Annotated in this window: 16 protein-coding genes; 7 read left to right on the forward strand and 9 right to left on the reverse strand. The window is 36.2% G+C overall.

Annotated features, from left to right (window positions below; translation table 11 throughout):
• Positions 1–24 precede the first annotated feature (24 nt).
• Positions 25–663: a 4'-phosphopantetheinyl transferase superfamily protein gene (locus tag ABJH90_RS12945; protein WP_348141422.1), complete on the reverse strand. Its 639-nt coding sequence runs from the start codon at positions 661–663 to the stop codon at positions 25–27.
• Between the two features lie 64 nt (positions 664–727).
• On the opposite strand from ABJH90_RS12945, the gene ahcY reads away from it, so the two are divergent.
• On the forward strand, positions 728–2044 hold the full coding sequence (gene ahcY / locus ABJH90_RS12950) for an adenosylhomocysteinase (protein ID WP_348141420.1): 1317 nt from the start codon (positions 728–730) through the stop codon (positions 2042–2044).
• Between the two features lie 82 nt (positions 2045–2126).
• Here ahcY and rpmA read toward each other — a convergent pair whose 3' ends face one another.
• From rpmA to ABJH90_RS12965, 3 genes are all read right to left on the reverse strand, one after another.
• Complete coding sequence (gene rpmA, locus ABJH90_RS12955) at positions 2127–2387, reverse strand: 50S ribosomal protein L27 (RefSeq protein ID WP_019669128.1); 261 nt, start codon at positions 2385–2387, stop codon at positions 2127–2129.
• A gap of 45 nt (positions 2388–2432) precedes the next feature.
• On the reverse strand, positions 2433–2996 hold the full coding sequence (gene rplU, locus ABJH90_RS12960; protein WP_348141418.1) for a 50S ribosomal protein L21: 564 nt from the start codon (positions 2994–2996) through the stop codon (positions 2433–2435).
• A 126-nt stretch (positions 2997–3122) separates the two neighbouring features.
• Positions 3123–3578 (reverse strand): DUF4199 domain-containing protein, encoded by a 456-nt coding sequence (locus tag ABJH90_RS12965; RefSeq protein ID WP_348141416.1) that lies wholly within the window; start codon positions 3576–3578, stop codon positions 3123–3125.
• Between the two features lie 172 nt (positions 3579–3750).
• Between ABJH90_RS12965 and ABJH90_RS12970 the strand changes: the two genes are divergently transcribed.
• The 3 genes from ABJH90_RS12970 to ABJH90_RS12980 all read left to right on the forward strand — a co-directional run bounded on the left by ABJH90_RS12970 (position 3751) and on the right by ABJH90_RS12980 (position 7686).
• Positions 3751–5076 (forward strand): pitrilysin family protein, encoded by a 1326-nt coding sequence (locus ABJH90_RS12970; protein WP_348141414.1) that lies wholly within the window; start codon positions 3751–3753, stop codon positions 5074–5076.
• A 4-nt stretch (positions 5077–5080) separates the two neighbouring features.
• Positions 5081–7159 carry a pitrilysin family protein gene (locus ABJH90_RS12975; RefSeq protein WP_348141412.1) on the forward strand — a complete coding sequence of 693 codons (2079 nt, stop codon included), beginning with the start codon at positions 5081–5083 and terminating at the stop codon, positions 7157–7159.
• Positions 7160–7266: 107 nt separating this feature from the next.
• Positions 7267–7686 carry a hypothetical protein gene (locus ABJH90_RS12980; RefSeq protein WP_348141410.1) on the forward strand — a complete coding sequence of 140 codons (420 nt, stop codon included), beginning with the start codon at positions 7267–7269 and terminating at the stop codon, positions 7684–7686.
• 3 nt (positions 7687–7689) lie between these two features.
• Here ABJH90_RS12980 and ABJH90_RS12985 read toward each other — a convergent pair whose 3' ends face one another.
• From ABJH90_RS12985 to mutY, 5 genes are read right to left on the reverse strand one after another with little or no spacing between them, the layout of a single operon-like run.
• The gene (locus ABJH90_RS12985; protein ID WP_348141407.1) at positions 7690–8625 is read right to left on the reverse strand and encodes a pyridoxal-phosphate dependent enzyme; all 936 of its coding nucleotides are present in this window, start codon (positions 8623–8625) and stop codon (positions 7690–7692) included.
• Positions 8626–8665: 40 nt separating this feature from the next.
• A complete protein-coding gene (gldD, locus tag ABJH90_RS12990) occupies positions 8666–9223 on the reverse strand; it encodes a gliding motility lipoprotein GldD (RefSeq protein WP_348141405.1) in 558 nt (185 codons plus the stop codon).
• Complete coding sequence (locus ABJH90_RS12995) at positions 9213–10541, reverse strand: gliding motility-associated protein GldE (protein ID WP_348141403.1); 1329 nt, start codon at positions 10539–10541, stop codon at positions 9213–9215. The genes gldD and ABJH90_RS12995 overlap by 11 nt, the downstream gene beginning before the upstream one ends.
• Positions 10542–10564: 23 nt before the next feature.
• Positions 10565–11032: a single-stranded DNA-binding protein gene (gene ssb / locus ABJH90_RS13000; protein WP_348141401.1), complete on the reverse strand. Its 468-nt coding sequence runs from the start codon at positions 11030–11032 to the stop codon at positions 10565–10567.
• A 15-nt stretch (positions 11033–11047) separates the two neighbouring features.
• Positions 11048–12094 (reverse strand): A/G-specific adenine glycosylase, encoded by a 1047-nt coding sequence (gene mutY, locus ABJH90_RS13005; RefSeq protein ID WP_348141399.1) that lies wholly within the window; start codon positions 12092–12094, stop codon positions 11048–11050.
• A gap of 125 nt (positions 12095–12219) precedes the next feature.
• Between mutY and ABJH90_RS13010 the strand changes: the two genes are divergently transcribed.
• The 3 genes from ABJH90_RS13010 (at position 12220) to ABJH90_RS13020 (ending at position 16884) form a co-directional block, all read left to right on the forward strand.
• Positions 12220–12510 (forward strand): HU family DNA-binding protein, encoded by a 291-nt coding sequence (locus tag ABJH90_RS13010; protein WP_019669139.1) that lies wholly within the window; start codon positions 12220–12222, stop codon positions 12508–12510.
• Positions 12511–12764: 254 nt separating this feature from the next.
• Positions 12765–14312, forward strand: a complete 1548-nt coding sequence (locus ABJH90_RS13015; RefSeq protein WP_348141397.1) for a ribonuclease E/G — start codon at positions 12765–12767, stop codon at positions 14310–14312.
• A 172-nt stretch (positions 14313–14484) separates the two neighbouring features.
• Positions 14485–16884, forward strand: coding sequence for a glycogen debranching protein (locus ABJH90_RS13020; RefSeq protein ID WP_348141395.1), 2400 nt, complete (start codon positions 14485–14487; stop codon positions 16882–16884).
• The last annotated feature ends 48 nt before the right edge of the window (positions 16885–16932 follow it).

The following is a 16932-nucleotide window of genomic DNA, read 5'->3' on the forward strand; positions in this document are numbered from 1 at the left end:
ATTAAAATCCGGCCAATCTTTATGTTACGTTTCATTTTTAATTGCATATACACAGGTGAATCCTTCAAATTCCAAAAAAGTAATGTCATAATCAGTTGTGCGCCCATCATACCGGATAATACCTTTAGTAGTATTATTGGTGTTTATAAAATCATCAATATAAATATGGTTTATAAAACTCAACCCATGGGTAGCATATATTTTATAAAGGGATTCTTTAGCACCCCAAACAATTGTTAGTTTTTTAACAATCTCTTTTGCGTTTTTAATATCTGCATATAACTCTATTGGTGTAAACTTATGCCCAATAATGCTTATCTTATCTCGTTGTTTCTCAATATCAATCCCAACTTCCTCTTTCTGACTTACAATTATTCCTGTAAATTGATATGAATGTGTGATGGAGATATGATTTCCATCTTTTAGATGTGGTTTTCCCGCCTGGTCGTAAAAAAGATCTTTATCCACATAACCCGCTACCCCCATTAAGTGCCGTATACTTAAAAATCCCCTCCTATGCAGTTCAGACTTCATACCATTCATTCTAAGCTGGCACTTATTGGTAAGGTCAATATTTAAGGAAAGTTCCTTTTCAGACTCTGTAATCTTCCAAATGTATACCTTAGTATTTGGGTTTACTGTTATAGTTTTGTAAAGAGGCATACAATATTTTAAGTTATCACTATCTTTGACTTTTGATAGGACGAATGTAAAAAATAAAAAAGATATGCGAACTAATACATTACCATACGTTCCATTTAAAGTTAAGGACATTACCTTGGCAGAATGGGGAAGAAAAGAAATAGAATTGGCTGAAGCCGAGATGCCCGGGCTTATGGCCTTACGTGAAGAGTACAAAAAAGAACAACCACTTAAGGGTGCCCGTATTGCCGGTTGTCTTCATATGACCATACAAACAGCGGTACTTATAGAAACACTGACTACTCTTGGTGCAGAAGTTACATGGAGTTCTTGCAACATATTTTCCACTCAGGATCATGCCGCTGCGGCCATAGCAGCTGCCGGCATTCCTGTTTATGCATGGAAGGGTATGAATGAAGAGGAATTTGACTGGTGTATAGAACAAACACTGTTTTTTGGTGAAGAACGCAAACCGCTTAATATGATACTGGATGATGGCGGCGATCTTACCAATATGGTATTGGATCAATTCTCGGAACTCACATCTGGAATTAAAGGTCTTTCAGAAGAAACAACCACTGGGGTCCACCGACTATATGAGCGTTTCAAAAATGGCGTATTGCCTATGCCGGCAATAAATGTTAATGATTCTGTTACCAAATCCAAATTTGACAACAAATATGGTTGCAGGGAAAGTGCGGTAGATGCCATTCGCAGGGCCACGGATACTATGCTTGCCGGAAAAAGAGTAGTTGTTGCGGGTTATGGAGATGTTGGAAAAGGTACAGCAGCCTCTTTCAGAGGAGCCGGAGCAATAGTTACAGTTACTGAAATAGATCCCATTTGCGCTTTGCAGGCCTCTATGGACGGATTTGAGGTAAAAAGACTAGAAACTGTAGTCGGTAATGCAGACATTGTAATTACAGCTACTGGAAATAAGGATATCCTCAAGGAAGAACATTTTAGAGCCATGCGCGATAAAGCTATCGTGTGTAATATTGGACATTTTGACAACGAAATAGATATGGCCTGGTTAAATGATAATTATGGTAATACAAAGGATGAGATTAAACCACAGGTAGATAAATATACTATTGACGGAAAGGACATTATAGTGCTTGCCGAAGGACGTCTGGTTAATTTAGGATGTGCCACCGGTCATCCAAGTTTTGTCATGAGTAATTCATTCACAAACCAAACACTTGCACAAATAGAACTTTGGAAGTATAGCGATAAATATGAAAATAAGGTATATATGCTTCCTAAGCATTTGGATGAAAAAGTTGCCAAACTGCATTTAGCACGTTTAGGTGCTGAACTTACAGAATTGCGAGAAGAACAGGCATCTTATATTGGGGTTGAAGTTAAAGGCCCTTATAAGCCAGACTATTACAGGTATTAGAGAACTAAGCTTAATTTAGAAATACAAAAAACCCATTATGAAAACATAATGGGTTTTTTTATTTGAGTTATTCAATTGAGTATTATGCCTCAAAAGGCTCTATAGAAACATAAGATTTTCCACCTGCTTTCTTTTGAAACTTTACAAGTCCGTCTACTTTTGCATGCAATGTATGATCTTTTCCGGCGTAAACATTATTACCAGGGTTATGCTTGGTACCACGTTGTCTTACAATAATATTTCCTGCAATAGCAGCCTGTCCACCAAAAATCTTAACACCTAAGCGTTTCGATTCTGATTCTCTACCGTTTTTAGAACTACCTACACCTTTTTTATGTGCCATGATATTATTTTTTATACCAAGCCTGGGCCGGTATTTGTTATTAACTTATTTATTTAATGCCTCAATAAGATCGGCTTTCTTCATAGAAGAAATTCCTGAGATTCCTTTGGCTTTGGCCAATTCCTTTAATTCCGCCACTGTCTTTTTGCTTAAGTCAATTGCTTCTTTAGGTGCAGCCTTAGTTTTTTCAACCTTAGCCTTAGGGGCTTTAGCTTTTGGAGCTGCTTTTTTTACTGGCGCAGCTTTTACAGGAGCTTCCTTTTTCGGCTCAGCCTTAGCTGCTGTTTTCTTAGCACCTTTGGCTACAATACTTTCGATAACTAATTCCGTTAAATATTGGCGATGCCCATTTTTCTTTCGAAACCCTTTACGTCTTTTCTTTTTAAAGACAATTACTTTGTCACCTTTAAGGTGTTTAACGACTTTAGCCTCTACTGCGGCTCCGTCTATAGCTGGGGCGCCAATTGTAATGTTATTACCATCTTCCAGTAAAAGGACGTTGTGAAAAGAAACTTTTTTTCCTTCGTCTTCCTGCAAACGGTGAACATAAACTTTTTGGTCTTTTGCAACTTTAAATTGCTGCCCTGCTATTTCTACAATTGCATACATAGCGTAATATTAAATATTTTTTATTTCCCTTTAAATGAGCATTTTGACTTATTATATACCAAAGGCGCTCTAAAGGCGGGTGCAAATATACTGCTAAATTGGGAAATCACAAGAGTTTTTTTTATTCTAAACAGATTTTTTTTTGAGGTCCTTTGGAGTTTTGAACAACTGCATAAAAGTAAGTGTCAGCACAAGGGTTGTGGCAAAACCCATAATTGCCACTGTGAAGAATACGATTCCTTCAAAATTTTTGAAATTATTAAACCAACTGGTTGAAAGTTCTTTTAAAAAGCCTGTATTGATTTCGGTAGAGTAAAAAGCAAAAAAGAAGGTAAAAATGAGCGTTGCCACAACTCCGGCAACCATTCCTGTTTTAAATCCCTCCCCGTAGTTGAAGTTGGATTTTTCCTGAAGTCTAAAATATTTTATGGCCTCATATATTCCGAAACCTGTAATTATTCCATTAAAAAGACTAAAGAACACGTTGGTATGTAAACCAAAAAGCGATAAAATCAAAAAATATGCAATAAGACTCCCACTGGTCGCAATACCAAAGCGTATAGGGAGAGCAATTCGTTTCATTTTCTTTATTTTTCTGCTTGTGTAGTTGAAAATAATGAATATTGTACAATTATCGTATAAATTCTTGTTAAAGAAGAAGTGTTTTCTTTCTTATAAACCCAAAAAAATTATATTAGCTGACCTTTAAAAACATGTAAAAGCAAGTATAAACCAATCTTTTAATTTGAAATTTATGAAAAGAAAGTTTTACACCGCTCTGTCAGCACTCCTGACTTTTGGGATACTCAGTGCGCAAGAAGTAATTTATGAGGAGTACAATCTTGAGAACGGGCTTCATGTTATTCTGCATCAGGATAATACGGCCCCTGTGGTAACCACATCAGTGATGTATCATGTTGGAGGCAAGGACCGTACTGAAGGTCGCACCGGATTTGCCCATTTATTTGAACATCTACTTACGACCGAAGGAACAAAAAATATGAAAAGGGGAGATGGATTTAAAATTGTTCGTGCCAATGGAGGCCAGAATAACGCCAATACTTCTCAAGACAGAACCTATTACTATGAAGTGTTTCCATCAAATAGTCTAAAATTAGGTTTATGGATGGAATCTGAACGTATGCTTCACCCTATTATTGATCAATTAGGTTTAGATACTCAGCAGGAAGTGGTAAAAGAGGAAAAGAGGCTTAGAGTTGACAATTCACCATATGGACAATTACTTTCAGTATTAGGAAAAAGTCTTTTCAAAGTTCATCCATATAAGGATCCAAATATTGGGTATATGGAAGATCTGGATGCGGCTACACTTGAAGATGTGATTGCATATCATAAAAAGTACTATGCCCCTAATAATGCAGTGCTAGTGATTGCTGGAGATATTGAAATAACTCAAACAAAAAAGATGATTAGGGATTATTTTTCAGATATCCCTAAGGGTGAAACAATAGTGAGGAATTATCCAAAAGAAGAACCTATTGTTATAGAAGAGCAAACCCAAGCTTATGACCCAAATATTCAAATACCGGCATCACTTATTGCCTATCGTACCCCGGGATTTACACAAAGAGATGCTTATGTTCTCGACATGATCTCAACCTACCTCAGTGATGGTAAAAGTTCCAAATTGTACAAAAAAATGGTTGACGAGCAAAAACAAGCTTTACAAGTAGGTGCCCTTAAAATTCCACAGGAGGATTATGGTATGTATCTAGTTTATGCGCTTCCTGTTGGGGAAACTTCTCTGGATGTTCTGGTTACTGAAATGGAAGAAGAAATTGCTAAGGTGCGTGAAGAAATTATCTCTGAAAATGACTTTCAAAAACTGCAAAATAAATTCGAGAATAATTTTGTAAACTCTAATTCGAGTGTACAAGGTATCGCAAATTCTTTGGCCCGATATTATATGTTGTACGGAGATACTACTTTAATAAATAAAGAAATTGACATTTACCGTTCAATTACACGGCAAGAAATCCAGGAAGTCGCTGAGAAATACTTAAAACCTAATCAAAGGGTAATCATAGATTACCTACCCGAACAAAAAATTGATAATTAAGAAAATGAAAAAAAAATATACAATATTTGTTTTGCTTTTTATAGCCCTGACCGTACAGGCTCAAGTAGACAGGACTGTAATTCCTAAACCAGGTCCGGCACCTGAAATTAAACTGGAAGACCCGCAACGTTTCGAACTTACGAATGGACTTAAAGTTTTGGTAGTAGAGAATCATAAACTACCAAGGGTTTCCATACAGCTCACTATAGACAATCCCCCAATTGCCGAAGGAGAAAAAGCAGGAGTTTCAAGCCTCACTTCAGGTTTATTAGGAAATGGGTCAACATCAATTTCCAAAAATGATTTTAATGAAGAGGTTGATTTTCTTGGAGCATCGTTAAATTTTGGCTCCCAAAGTGCTTTTGCAAGTGGGCTGTCCAAATATTTTACGAGAATCTTGGAGCTTATGGCAGATGCTGCTATTAATCCCAATTTTACCCAGGAAGAATTTGATAAGGAAAGAGATAGACTTATCACGGGTTTAAAAACGGAAGAAAAAGATGTTCCGGCAATTGCACGCAGGGTACAACTTGCGCTAGCTTATGGCACAAATCATCCTTATGGTGAGTTTGTTACAGAAGAGACCGTTAATAATGTTACTCTCGCAGATGTTAAAAGATTTTATGGTGAATTATTTGTTCCTGCCAATGCTTATTTGGTAGTGATCGGGGATGTGAAATTTGATGAAGTCAAAAAATTAGTGACTAAAAATTTTGATGATTGGGTAAAGGCGGCACCCCCTTCATTAGGATACTCAGAACCTTTGGATGTACAATATACCCAGATAAACTTTGTAGATGTTCCCAATGCAGTACAATCGGAGATAGCCATACAAAATCTTGTGAATCTGAAAATGAAAAGTGAGGACTATCTGGCAGCGCTGATGGCTAATCGCATATTAGGCGGTGGACCTCAGGCTCGTGTTTTTCAAAATCTCAGATCAGAGAAAGGTTTTACTTATAGCGCATACTCAAGTGTCGGTAATGATAAATATGCCCCATCAAGATTCAGGGCAGTTACCAGTGTTCGTAACTCTGTAACGGATAGTTCTGTAGTAGAAATAATCAAAGAAATTGACAGGATAATAAAAGAACCTGTTACTGAAAAAGAACTAAAGGACGCAAAAGCCCTATACGTTGGGAGTTTTGTTATGGCTTTAGAACAGCCCTCTACTATTGCCAGATATGCTTTGAATATAGAAACAGAAGGTTTACCTAAAGATTTTTATAAGACGTATTTAGAACGCATAAATGCAATTACTATTGAAGATGTGCAAAAAGCTGCTCAGAAATACTTCCATATAAATAATGCAAGGATTGTTGTAGCCGGTAAAGGAAGTGAAGTTTTGAAAAATCTCGAAAAGGTTCCTTTTAATGGCAGAATGGTTCCGGTGAACTATTATGATAAGTACGCAAAAGTGGTAGAAAAGCCAAATTATGAAATTGCTTTACCAGAAGGAGTTAATGTACAGAGTGTTCTAGACGCCTATTTTGATGCAATAGGAGGAAAAGCGGCAGTAGACAAAATACAATCCTTAAAACTGGTTTACGAAGGATCTGCCATGGGATCAATTATTAAAACTGAAGAAAAAAGAACTGCAGATAAATATGTGCAAACCACTTTTATGAATGATGCCCCAATGATGGGGGTAATTGCAAAAGGAGATGAATTGTTTATGAAACAAGGCGGCAACAAAGTTCCTTTACCGCCAGAAATGCAGCAGGATATGAAAGCTGCAATAGGCATTTTTCCTGAACAGGGAATTGCTTTAAGTACTAAAGCAAAACTTACAGGCACAGAAGATGTAGATGGTAAAACTGCCTACAAAATAGAAGTTCCAGGGGAAATCGTTCAGGCTACCTATTTTTATGATGTCGAATCAGGATTAAAGGTAAAGGAGACAACAATAGTTACTATGAACGGTCAAACCCAGAACCAGGAAGTAAATTATAAAGACTATCAGGAGGTAGATGGAATTAAATTTCCTTCTGTCAGAGTGGGCTCTATGGGTCCGCAAATGATTGAGACCAAATTGTTGGAAGCTGTAATTAATGTGGAAGTATCAGAAGAAGATTTTAATTAGAATTCTAAAACTATATATTTTAACGGGAGCATCTCAAATTTGGGGTGCTTTTTAATGGTATATGGCTACAGTTATTCTTAATTTTACAACTTCAAAAGCTGAGTATCATGAAAATAAAATATGTGTTTTTTACCACCATAACAATGGTCTTATTTTTATCGTGTAAAGAAGAAGAAAAGAAATCTGAAACCCTCACACAAATGAAAGAAGTTATGGCTATCCATGATGAAGTGATGCCTAAAATGGGGACGATTGGTAAACTTGTTTCAGAACTCAAACCAAAAGTAGACTCCACAGAAAAGGGAATTGCATATGACAAAGCCATGAGAGATTTACAGGCAGCTCATAAATCAATGATGGATTGGATGAAAGGTTTTGGAGATCGTTTCACTTCAGATGAAATCCTTAATGGCGCAGCACTTACCGAACAAAAACAAGAGTGGTTGAATGAGGAAGAAAAGAAAGTTAAATCATTAAAACTACAGATCAATAACAGTATTGAAAATGCTGAAATATTACTGGAATAGGATTTAAAAAGGCAATTGATTCAAATCTACATTACCACCTGAAATAATGATCCCTATTTGCTGATCATGATAGCTTTCCTTTTCCCGAATTAAGGCTGCAAGTGCAACCGCACTGGAGGGCTCAACTATGATCTTTAAACGTTCCCAGATTAGGCGCATAGCAATAACTATTTCATCTTCAGTGACACGTATTATATCGTGTACATATTTCTTAATTATTGGAAAGGTTTTGTCTCCCAACACTGTTTTTAAACCATCTGCAATGGTGTTTGTTGTACTATTTGATTCAATCTTACCGCTATGGAATGAACGGTACGCATCATCTGCCTCATACGGTTCACCACCAACAACTTTACAATTATCTCCAAAATAATGTGCTGCCAAAGCTGTCCCTGCAATTAATCCCCCTCCACCAATTGGGGCAAACATGTAATCCAATCCGGAATAATCTTCCAACAATTCCAGGGCAGCAGTACCTTGTCCAATTATTACATTCATATCATTTGAAGGGTGAATAAAAGTGGCACCTGTCTCCTTGGCAATTTTACAGGCCTTAGCCTCTCTGGCCTCAATTGTTGGTTCACACAGCACAATATTACCACCGTATTGACTTACAGCAACTTTTTTAACCTCTGGCGCATTCGATGGCATTACAATATATGCCTTTACGTTAAGGCTCTGAGCTGCAAGTGAAAGTGCCTGGGCAAAATTCCCTGATGAATGTGTAACAACACCATTGGCCCTTTCTTTTTCCGATAATAACAATATGGCATTGGTGGCGCCACGCATTTTAAAGGCGCCCATTCTTTGAAAGTTCTCACATTTAAAGAACAATTTTGCCCCTGCTATTTCATTTAATAAACGGGACGTGAGTACCGGCGTACGATGTATATATGGCTTTATCCTATTATGGCAGTCAAGAAGTTGTTGTCTATACATAAATTACAAATCAGTTTCATATGTAGAGTATATGCTTTAGCTATTCTTTCCATTGGAGTGATTCCATTATTCTCCTTATATCCTTTTGCAAATAAATAGCTGCCGGATAAATAGAATCATAATTGGGTTTCACTTTAAAGTAAAGGGATCCTGTTACAAAATGTTGAGTGCTGTCTGTTACATAAAATTGTGCCTGTGATGCGGCATCCCCCAATACTTCGTAGAACATGCCATACACTCTGCCTTTTTCATTGATAAAAGGCTGTTCCGTAATGTTATCGGCCTTAACCACGTGTTCATAGGACAATTTTTGAGCGTCTGCCAACAATTCTTCCAAATTATTGCTCACTTCCTTATAGGTTATAAAAATAGATCCTTTCATTAAAGGGTAATCCAGGGTAACAGAAAAGTTTTTATTTCTTTTAATTTGTGCCAGTGAGTTATGTTCAAATTGGTATTTCTCTGTACCCAGCAATTCAACAGGAGAATCTGGGTATTCTAATCGAAGCATAGCCTTTGGCTTTGGTAGAGCGTCATCACCACATGAAACCAATACTATACTGAATATTAGAGTAAATAAATATAACTTAGGATTCATCAGGTAAGGTTATTTTAATTTGCTTTAATCGTTTTTTGTCCAGGCTCTCTACTAAAAACTGGTAATCCTGAAAAGTTACAATTTCTCCCCTTTTAGGAAAACTCCCTGATATTTCCAACACAAACCCGGCTATTGTTTCCGACTCTCCTTTTTCTGCCTCAAAAACTTCCTCATTTTCAATTTTTGCCACCCTGTAGAAGTCCTTTAATGCCGTTTTCCCTTCAAAAATATAAGTGAAGTCGTCCAGTTTGGAAAAAATCAAGTCTTCATCGTCAAATTCGTCAGAGATATCCCCAACAATTTCTTCAATTACATCCTCTAAGGTAACAATCCCTGAAGTCCCGCCATACTCATCCACAACAACTGCAAGGTGGTTTTTTTTATCCTGGAATTCTAACAGCAGGTCATCAAGTTTTTTATTTTCAGGTACAAAATATGGCTCCCTGATTAGCGTTAACCAATTAAAATTTTTCCTATCTATATAAGGAAGTAAATCCTTAACATACAGGACTCCTAAAACGTTATCCATATTCTCTGAAAATACAGGAATACGGGAATATCCATGCTGTTTAATTTCTTCCAAAACTTCTGTGAATTTCATATCCTCACTAAGAGCGAAGATATCAATACGCGGCCTCATCACCTGTTTTGTGTCCGTATTGCCAAAGGAAACAATTCCTTGCAAAATTTTCTGTTCCTCTTTCGTTGTATCACCTTCTGAAGTAAGTTCAAGTGCTTGTGAAAGTTGATCTACACTTAAACCGGATTTCTGTTTTCCAAGTTTGTTATGCATAAATATAGTTGCAGAACGCATCGGAGAACTGAGAGGTGTTAAAAGTATATCCAGAAGCTTTAATGGGTAAGCCATAAAAAGTGAAAACTCAAATCTATTTCTATTCGCGTAGATCTTAGGAAGAATTTCACCAAACATTAAAATTAAAAAAGTAGCTACCAAAACTTCCAACAAAAAACGAACAGATATTAATCCAAATAATAGATAATTAATTTTGAAAAATATAGTGTCTCCTATGGAATTAAACAAAAGGACAATCCCAATATTAATAGCATTATTAGAGATCAAGATTGTTGCCAGAAGTTTTTTTGGGCGCTCTAATAACTTAACCACTATTTTCCCTCTGGCAGTCTTCCTTTCTTCTATTTCATTTAAATCGGTTTGAGACAAGCCAAAAAAAGCCACTTCAGCACCTGAAATCAGGCCTGAGCAAACTAAAAGCACTAATAGCATTACAACTTTTAATGTGAAAGTGCCATCAATTACTAGAAAATTTAAAAATAAACTAAGGGGGTCAGGATCCAATAGTCAAAATTTACTTTATTTGTTTAGAATGGTAAATCATCATCCTGTTCCTGCTCATTTACAGGTTGTACTTCGTTGGCGGCGTTAGGTTGAGTTGTTTCGGACGTTGGCTGAGCCTTCGGGATATTAGCTGTAACGTTGGCCATACTTTCCTTTTTGGTAGATAGAAAGGTAAAATCCTGAACGTTAATCTCGGTAGTATATCGCGTATTACCATCTTCTCCCTGCCATTGTCTGGTTTTTAATCTTCCCTCTACATATATTTTGTCCCCTTTGCTAAGGTACTTTTCGCATATTTCTGCTGCTTTATTGCGCACAACAATATTATGCCATTCCGTATTAGTAACTTTTTCGCCGGTTTGTTTATTGGTATAAGTTTCATTTGTAGCAATAGGAAATCTGCCTATACAGTTACCACCATCAAAATAATGCATTTTTACTTCGTCTCCCAGATGCCCTATTAGCATCACCTTATTCAATGTTCCGCTCATAATATTTTAATTATATCAAAAGTACGAATTTTTGAGTGTTTTTATAAATTCTGCAATTAAAACAGGTACAGGATATTTATCCAACTCCACAGGCGACAATCCATCTGCTAAACGATCTGATGTTTTGACTATCCAAAACTTCGTATGCAAGTGTTGATGAGACAATTTATGTACGATAGTTTTATCGGAAGACTCATATACCAGGTGGGGTTCTTCAAGAGTCAGAATTTCCGGCAATCTTTGTTTTACCTCTTTGATACCTATTTCTTCCCTGGTTTCTAAAAGTGGGAATTCATACAGATTCTGCCAAATATCTTTTCCCGATCTTTTTATGAGATGCGTATTTCTTTCTTCATCCAAAACAACCAGATAATTAAAAAACCGCTTTTTTACTTTTGCCTTTTTCAATTTTGCTGGGTATTTATCAATACTATTTGTCTGAAGTGCCACACAAGTCTTATTTAGTGGACAGGATAAACAAAGAGGCTTTTTAGGAGCACACTGAATAGCGCCAAATTCCATAATTCCCTGATTGTAGTCTCTTATGTTCTTTGAGCTCAAAACTTTCCGGGCCAGATTTTTAAAATATATTATTCCTTCCGAAGCATTTATTGGAAGTTCAACGCCAAAATATCTTGATAATACTCTATAAACATTACCGTCTACAACTGGTTCTGGTCGGTTATAACTAATGGACGCTATGGCGCTAGCTGTATAATCTCCTACCCCTTTTAATTTCAATAATTCTTCATAAGTATCAGGAAAATTCCCATTGTATTCTTTAACAATTCTTTTGGCGGTAAAGTGCAGGTTTCTGGCTCGTGAATAGTATCCAAGTCCCTGCCATAGTTTTAAAACATTTTCTTCACTAGCATCCGCCAGATCATAAACTGTTGGGAATTGTTCAATGAACTTAAAATAATAAGGGGTTCCTTGAGCCACTCTTGTTTGTTGCAACATAATTTCTGAAAGCCAAATCCTGTATGGGTCGGTGGTATTTCTCCAGGGAAGTGACCTTTTGTTTTCAGAATACCAAAGAAGAATTATTTTTGAAAACGTCATCACTTAAATACTAAGGAGCAAAAGTAAGAGTTTATATACTTAAAATTAGTTGATTAAGATGAAAGAATGAATTTAATTTATATATTTGCAAGCTTGAAAAACTTACAGAAATCTAAAATACTAAAATGACGAAAGCTGACATTGTATCGAGAATCTCAGAAAAACTGGGTATAGAAAAAGGAGACGTACAAGCAACTGTTGAAAGTTTTATGGAAGAAGTAAAATCTTCCTTAGAAAATGGAGATAATGTTTATCTCAGAGGATTTGGCAGTTTTATTATTAAAACAAGAGCGGAAAAAACAGGTAGAAATATTTCTAAAAATACTACTATCAAAATACCGGCTCACAACATTCCGGCATTTAAACCTGCTAAGGTCTTTGTAGAAGGAGTAAAAAGCAACGTACAAGTCAAATAATAACAGTAACCAAAAGTATATTTTCATGCCGAGTGGTAAAAAAAGAAAAAGACATAAGGTAGCTACCCACAAACGAAAAAAACGAAGGAGAGCTAACCGCCACAAGAAAAAGTAGTTAGATAACTACTTTTTCATTTTATACGTTCATTGACATAGAAATTCCAAAAAAGAATTTCAACGGGTTTATACAACCTGTGACAACTATTGTTTAATCCATTCGTCCTATTATAGGTGACGAATATAAATTGAATCAGGTGAATAGAGAATTAATCGTAAGATCCAATTCTGATACCGTTGATTTTGCCTTATTAAATGATGGAAAACTCATAGAACTTCATAAAGATGAAGACGATAATAATTTCAATGTTGGTGATATTTTAATTGCCAAAGTAAGGAAACCGGTTACCGGTCTTAATGCAGCCTTTGTTAACGTAGGTTACGAAAAAGATGCATTTTTACATTATCATGACCTTGGACCACAATTGTCCAGCATGTTGAAGTTTATTAAATTAGTGAGTACCGGGAAATTAAAAGATTTTTCCCTTAAAAATTTTCCATTTGAAAAAGATATTGATAAACATGGCAGCATTAATAATGTAATTAAAGCCAATCAGTCTCTTTTAGTGCAAATTGTTAAAGAACCCATTTCTACCAAAGGCCCCCGAATTAGTTCGGAACTTTCCATAGCCGGACGATATTTGGTTATGGTACCTTTTTCAGATCGTGTTTCCGTTTCACAAAAAATAGGAAGCAAAGAAGAGAAAGACAGACTGAAAAGGCTGGTAAAAAGCATTAAACCCAAAGGGTTTGGGGTAATTATAAGAACAGTTGCAGAAGGCAAAAAAGTAGCAGAATTAGACAAAGATCTTCAGAACTTGCTGAACAAGTGGACAGCAATGTGTAAGAAATTGTATAAAGCGCCGACACCTTCCAAAGTTTTGGTTGAGCTAAATAGAGCTTCCTCAATATTAAGAGATGTTTTTAACGATTCCTTCAGCGGTATCCACGTTGATGATGAGACGCTTTATGACCAGATTAAAGATTATGTGCAAGAGATTGCACCGAAAAAAGAATCTATAGTTAAGTTGTATAGTTCTTCTGTGCCAATTTTTGAAAAATTTGGTATCGAAAGGCAGATCAAGACTTCCTTTGGGCGAACCGCATCCATGAGCAAAGGAGCCTATTTGGTGATAGAGCATACCGAAGCTCTTCATGTAATAGATGTGAATAGTGGTAACCGTTCCAACAAAGCAAAAAATCAAGAAGATACTGCTTTGGAAGTGAATCTCCTGGCCGCCTCAGAAATTGCAAGACAATTACGTTTGCGAGATATGGGTGGTATCATTGTCGTTGATTTCATAGACATGGTAAAAGCCGATCACAGAAGAAAACTTTTTGATCATCTAAGGGATGAGATGAAAGAAGACAGAGCCAAACATAAAATATTGCCTCCTAGCAAGTTTGGTCTTATACAAATTACCAGGCAAAGGGTACGTCCCGAAGTTAACATTAAGACAACTGAGGTAAATCCCAGTGGCCAAGGCCAGGAAGTAGAGGCTCCAATTGTTTTAGTTGAAAAAATAAATGTAGATCTCGAAAGAATATTGAAAGGTCCTGCAAGGGATAAAGGAATTGTGCTGAATACACATCCTTTTATTGCTGCTTATTTGACCAAAGGATTCCCCTCACATCGTTCCAAATGGTTTATGGAACATAAAAAATGGATAAAAATTCAGCCAAGAGATGCTTATACATATCTCGAATACCATTTTAAAGATAAAGATGGAAAAACCATTAGATAAAAAAAGCGACTTCAAAAATGGAGTCGCTTTTTTTTTGCCATATAGGGAACTGTCACTAAATACCACTCGTCAAAAATTTGTATCAATTTATAGGTAACTTAAAAATCTGTTTTTATGTAATTTTAACAGTTATTCATAAATTTGTTCTTAATAGGTTATAGCCCAAATAATTATGAAGAATCCGGCTAGTATAATTTTACTGTTATTTTTACTGATTATTTCTTGTACCACAACTACTGACAATAACGATTTTACAGAAATAATTAAAGACAGTCCTTTTATAAATGGCAAAAGTGATTATTTAAATTCTCCATATGTTACAGCAGGGGATCGCGTATACATGGTGGGCCACCAAAATGGATCTTTCCCAGATTTGGGATGGCATGTTAAAGGCGAAATGGGTGGTATCTGGAATCACCCGATAAAATTAATGGATGGGTTTGAGGTAACGCTGGATTGGCGAGATCAAAGTTTAAAATTGGATTCGGCTTTTTCTTTTGTTAACTATCCTTATGCAAATAAACATACGTATAATCTTAGTGAAAATAATCTACAAATTGAACGCTTTCAATTTGTGCCTGATGGCAAGGAAGGGATTCTGATTCAATACAAATTGAAAAGCCTATCGGACAAAACTCAAAACTTTGACTTTATATTCAGCGGACTTTCCGACTTAAGACCTGTTTGGCTAGGAGAGCGAACAGGGATGATAGATAGTGAAGACAAGGCAGAATTTCTAAAGAAATCCAGTGCATGGCTTATAAAGGATAACAAAAATCCATGGTATGTAATTTTTGGCACTCAAATACAACCTTCTGAATACAGTTTTGAAAAAAGTATTCGCCAAGGTCAGGGGATATCAGCCAATTTAACATATGAGATTTCCCTGCAACCCAATGAAATCAAAATAATAAATTTTACCATAGCTGGTTCTTATCAATCCAAAGAACAAGTATTGGCAACCTATGATACTCTTCAAAATAAAAGTACTGATTACCTTATATCGAAAAAACATCGGTATAGTGAACTTGCAGAACGATCCAAGCTGACAATTCCGGATAAGGAATTGCAAAAGGCTTTTGAATGGCTAAAATACAACTGTGATTGGTTAATTAGGGATGTTCCTGAAGTTGGAAGAGGAATAACCGCGGGTATTCCTGATTATCCATGGTGGTTTGGGGTAGATAGTGAATACGCCCTGCAAGGATATATGGCAATCGGTCAGACAGATATTGTTTATAAAACAATTCATCTCCTGGATAGTGTTTCCAAAGCAGTTAATGGCAATGGCAGAATCCTTCACGAAATGTCTACAAATGGTGCTGTCTTTAACAAGGGAAATATTAACGAAACACCGCAATTTGCGTCATTAATATGGCAGATATATCTATGGAACGGAGATTTACAATTTTTGGAAAAATATTTCCCGACAATTAAGAAAGGTCTAAACTGGTTAATGACTGAAAATGATTCTAACAAAAATCTTTTCCCCGATGGTTTCGGCATGATGGAAATACATGGCCTTGATAGTGAAATGATAGATGTAGCTGTTTATACCCAAAAAGCTTTTGCCGATGCTTCAAAAATGGCAAAGGAACTGAGAGAGGATTCATTAGCCTCAGATTATGGAAAGATGGCTAGTATTTTAGAAGACAAAATTAATAAAGACTTTTGGGCTGAAGAATTTAATTCCTATGCAGACTTTATTGGCACAGACAAACAGGCCTTGCATTTAATAGACGATGCCATAATAAGAGCAGATACCCTAAATAAGCCGTGGGCAATTGAGGAATTGGAAGAGACAAAAAAATCTATCCTAAGTAATCCTTCTAAGGAACTAAGGCCATTTGTTCTTCATCACAACTGGGTAGTAAATACGCCAATGGAAATGAAAATTGCAGAGAATGAGAAAGCCATTAAAGCGCTACGGACATCTGAGAAATTTGTAAATCCTTTTGGTGTTTTTGTGACTGGTATAGACAGGGATGCCTCTGCAGGTTCTGATGACGGCTCCTTTAAAGGAAGTAAAATTTTTTCATATACAGGTGCCGTAATGACCCTGCCTACAGGTGTTCAGGCCATTGCGGAAAATAATTATGGAAGACCTGATAATGCATTGAATTATCTTAAAAGGATGACCCGCACCTTTAGTTATGCCCTTCCTGGTAGCATTTATGAAGTTTCTCCCGATTATGGAATGATTACTCAAGCCTGGAATATCTATAGTTTTGCAATTCCTATAATTCATCAATTTTTCGGAATCCGACCCACGGCATCGAAAAAAAAGGTTCAGATTATGCCTCAAATGCCCGAAGAATGGAATTCAGCAACTTTAGAAAATGTGATTATCTCAGATAATAATATTTCTGTTTTCTTTGAGAAAAAAGATAAAATAACTACAGTAAAAGTAACTCAATCCGAAAATGACTGGACTTTAGAAATCGTGCTTCCAAAAATAGAAAATGTAGATTACGAGATAGTAAAAGGTAATGCTGATGTAACCACAACTGAAAATCAAATATTCTATCTTTCCAAAGATCCGATCATTGAAATTAAAACAGCCCCTAAGTAATGGGAGTCAAAATCGGGATTTATTCATAGCTTTTATAAAACAGTTATC

The organism is Eudoraea sp. (assembly GCF_039969275.1).
In the GTDB taxonomy this organism is placed as follows: Bacteria; Bacteroidota; Bacteroidia; order Flavobacteriales; family Flavobacteriaceae; genus Eudoraea.

What these genes read in the sequence shown, in the direction of transcription:
- ABJH90_RS12945 (WP_348141422.1), bottom strand. Translation starts at nt 663, where the DNA reads ATGCCTCTTTACAAAACTATAACAGTAAACCCAAATACTAAGGTATAC.
- ahcY (WP_348141420.1), top strand. Translation starts at nt 728, where the DNA reads ATGCGAACTAATACATTACCATACGTTCCATTTAAAGTTAAGGACATT.
- rpmA (WP_019669128.1), bottom strand. Translation starts at nt 2,387, where the DNA reads ATGGCACATAAAAAAGGTGTAGGTAGTTCTAAAAACGGTAGAGAATCA.
- rplU (WP_348141418.1), bottom strand. Translation starts at nt 2,996, where the DNA reads ATGTATGCAATTGTAGAAATAGCAGGGCAGCAATTTAAAGTTGCAAAA.
- ABJH90_RS12965 (WP_348141416.1), bottom strand. Translation starts at nt 3,578, where the DNA reads ATGAAACGAATTGCTCTCCCTATACGCTTTGGTATTGCGACCAGTGGG.
- ABJH90_RS12970 (WP_348141414.1), top strand. Translation starts at nt 3,751, where the DNA reads ATGAAAAGAAAGTTTTACACCGCTCTGTCAGCACTCCTGACTTTTGGG.
- ABJH90_RS12975 (WP_348141412.1), top strand. Translation starts at nt 5,081, where the DNA reads ATGAAAAAAAAATATACAATATTTGTTTTGCTTTTTATAGCCCTGACC.
- ABJH90_RS12980 (WP_348141410.1), top strand. Translation starts at nt 7,267, where the DNA reads ATGAAAATAAAATATGTGTTTTTTACCACCATAACAATGGTCTTATTT.
- ABJH90_RS12985 (WP_348141407.1), bottom strand. Translation starts at nt 8,625, where the DNA reads ATGTATAGACAACAACTTCTTGACTGCCATAATAGGATAAAGCCATAT.
- gldD (WP_348141405.1), bottom strand. Translation starts at nt 9,223, where the DNA reads ATGAATCCTAAGTTATATTTATTTACTCTAATATTCAGTATAGTATTG.
- ssb (WP_348141401.1), bottom strand. Translation starts at nt 11,032, where the DNA reads ATGAGCGGAACATTGAATAAGGTGATGCTAATAGGGCATCTGGGAGAC.
- mutY (WP_348141399.1), bottom strand. Translation starts at nt 12,094, where the DNA reads ATGACGTTTTCAAAAATAATTCTTCTTTGGTATTCTGAAAACAAAAGG.
- ABJH90_RS13010 (WP_019669139.1), top strand. Translation starts at nt 12,220, where the DNA reads ATGACGAAAGCTGACATTGTATCGAGAATCTCAGAAAAACTGGGTATA.
- ABJH90_RS13020 (WP_348141395.1), top strand. Translation starts at nt 14,485, where the DNA reads ATGAAGAATCCGGCTAGTATAATTTTACTGTTATTTTTACTGATTATT.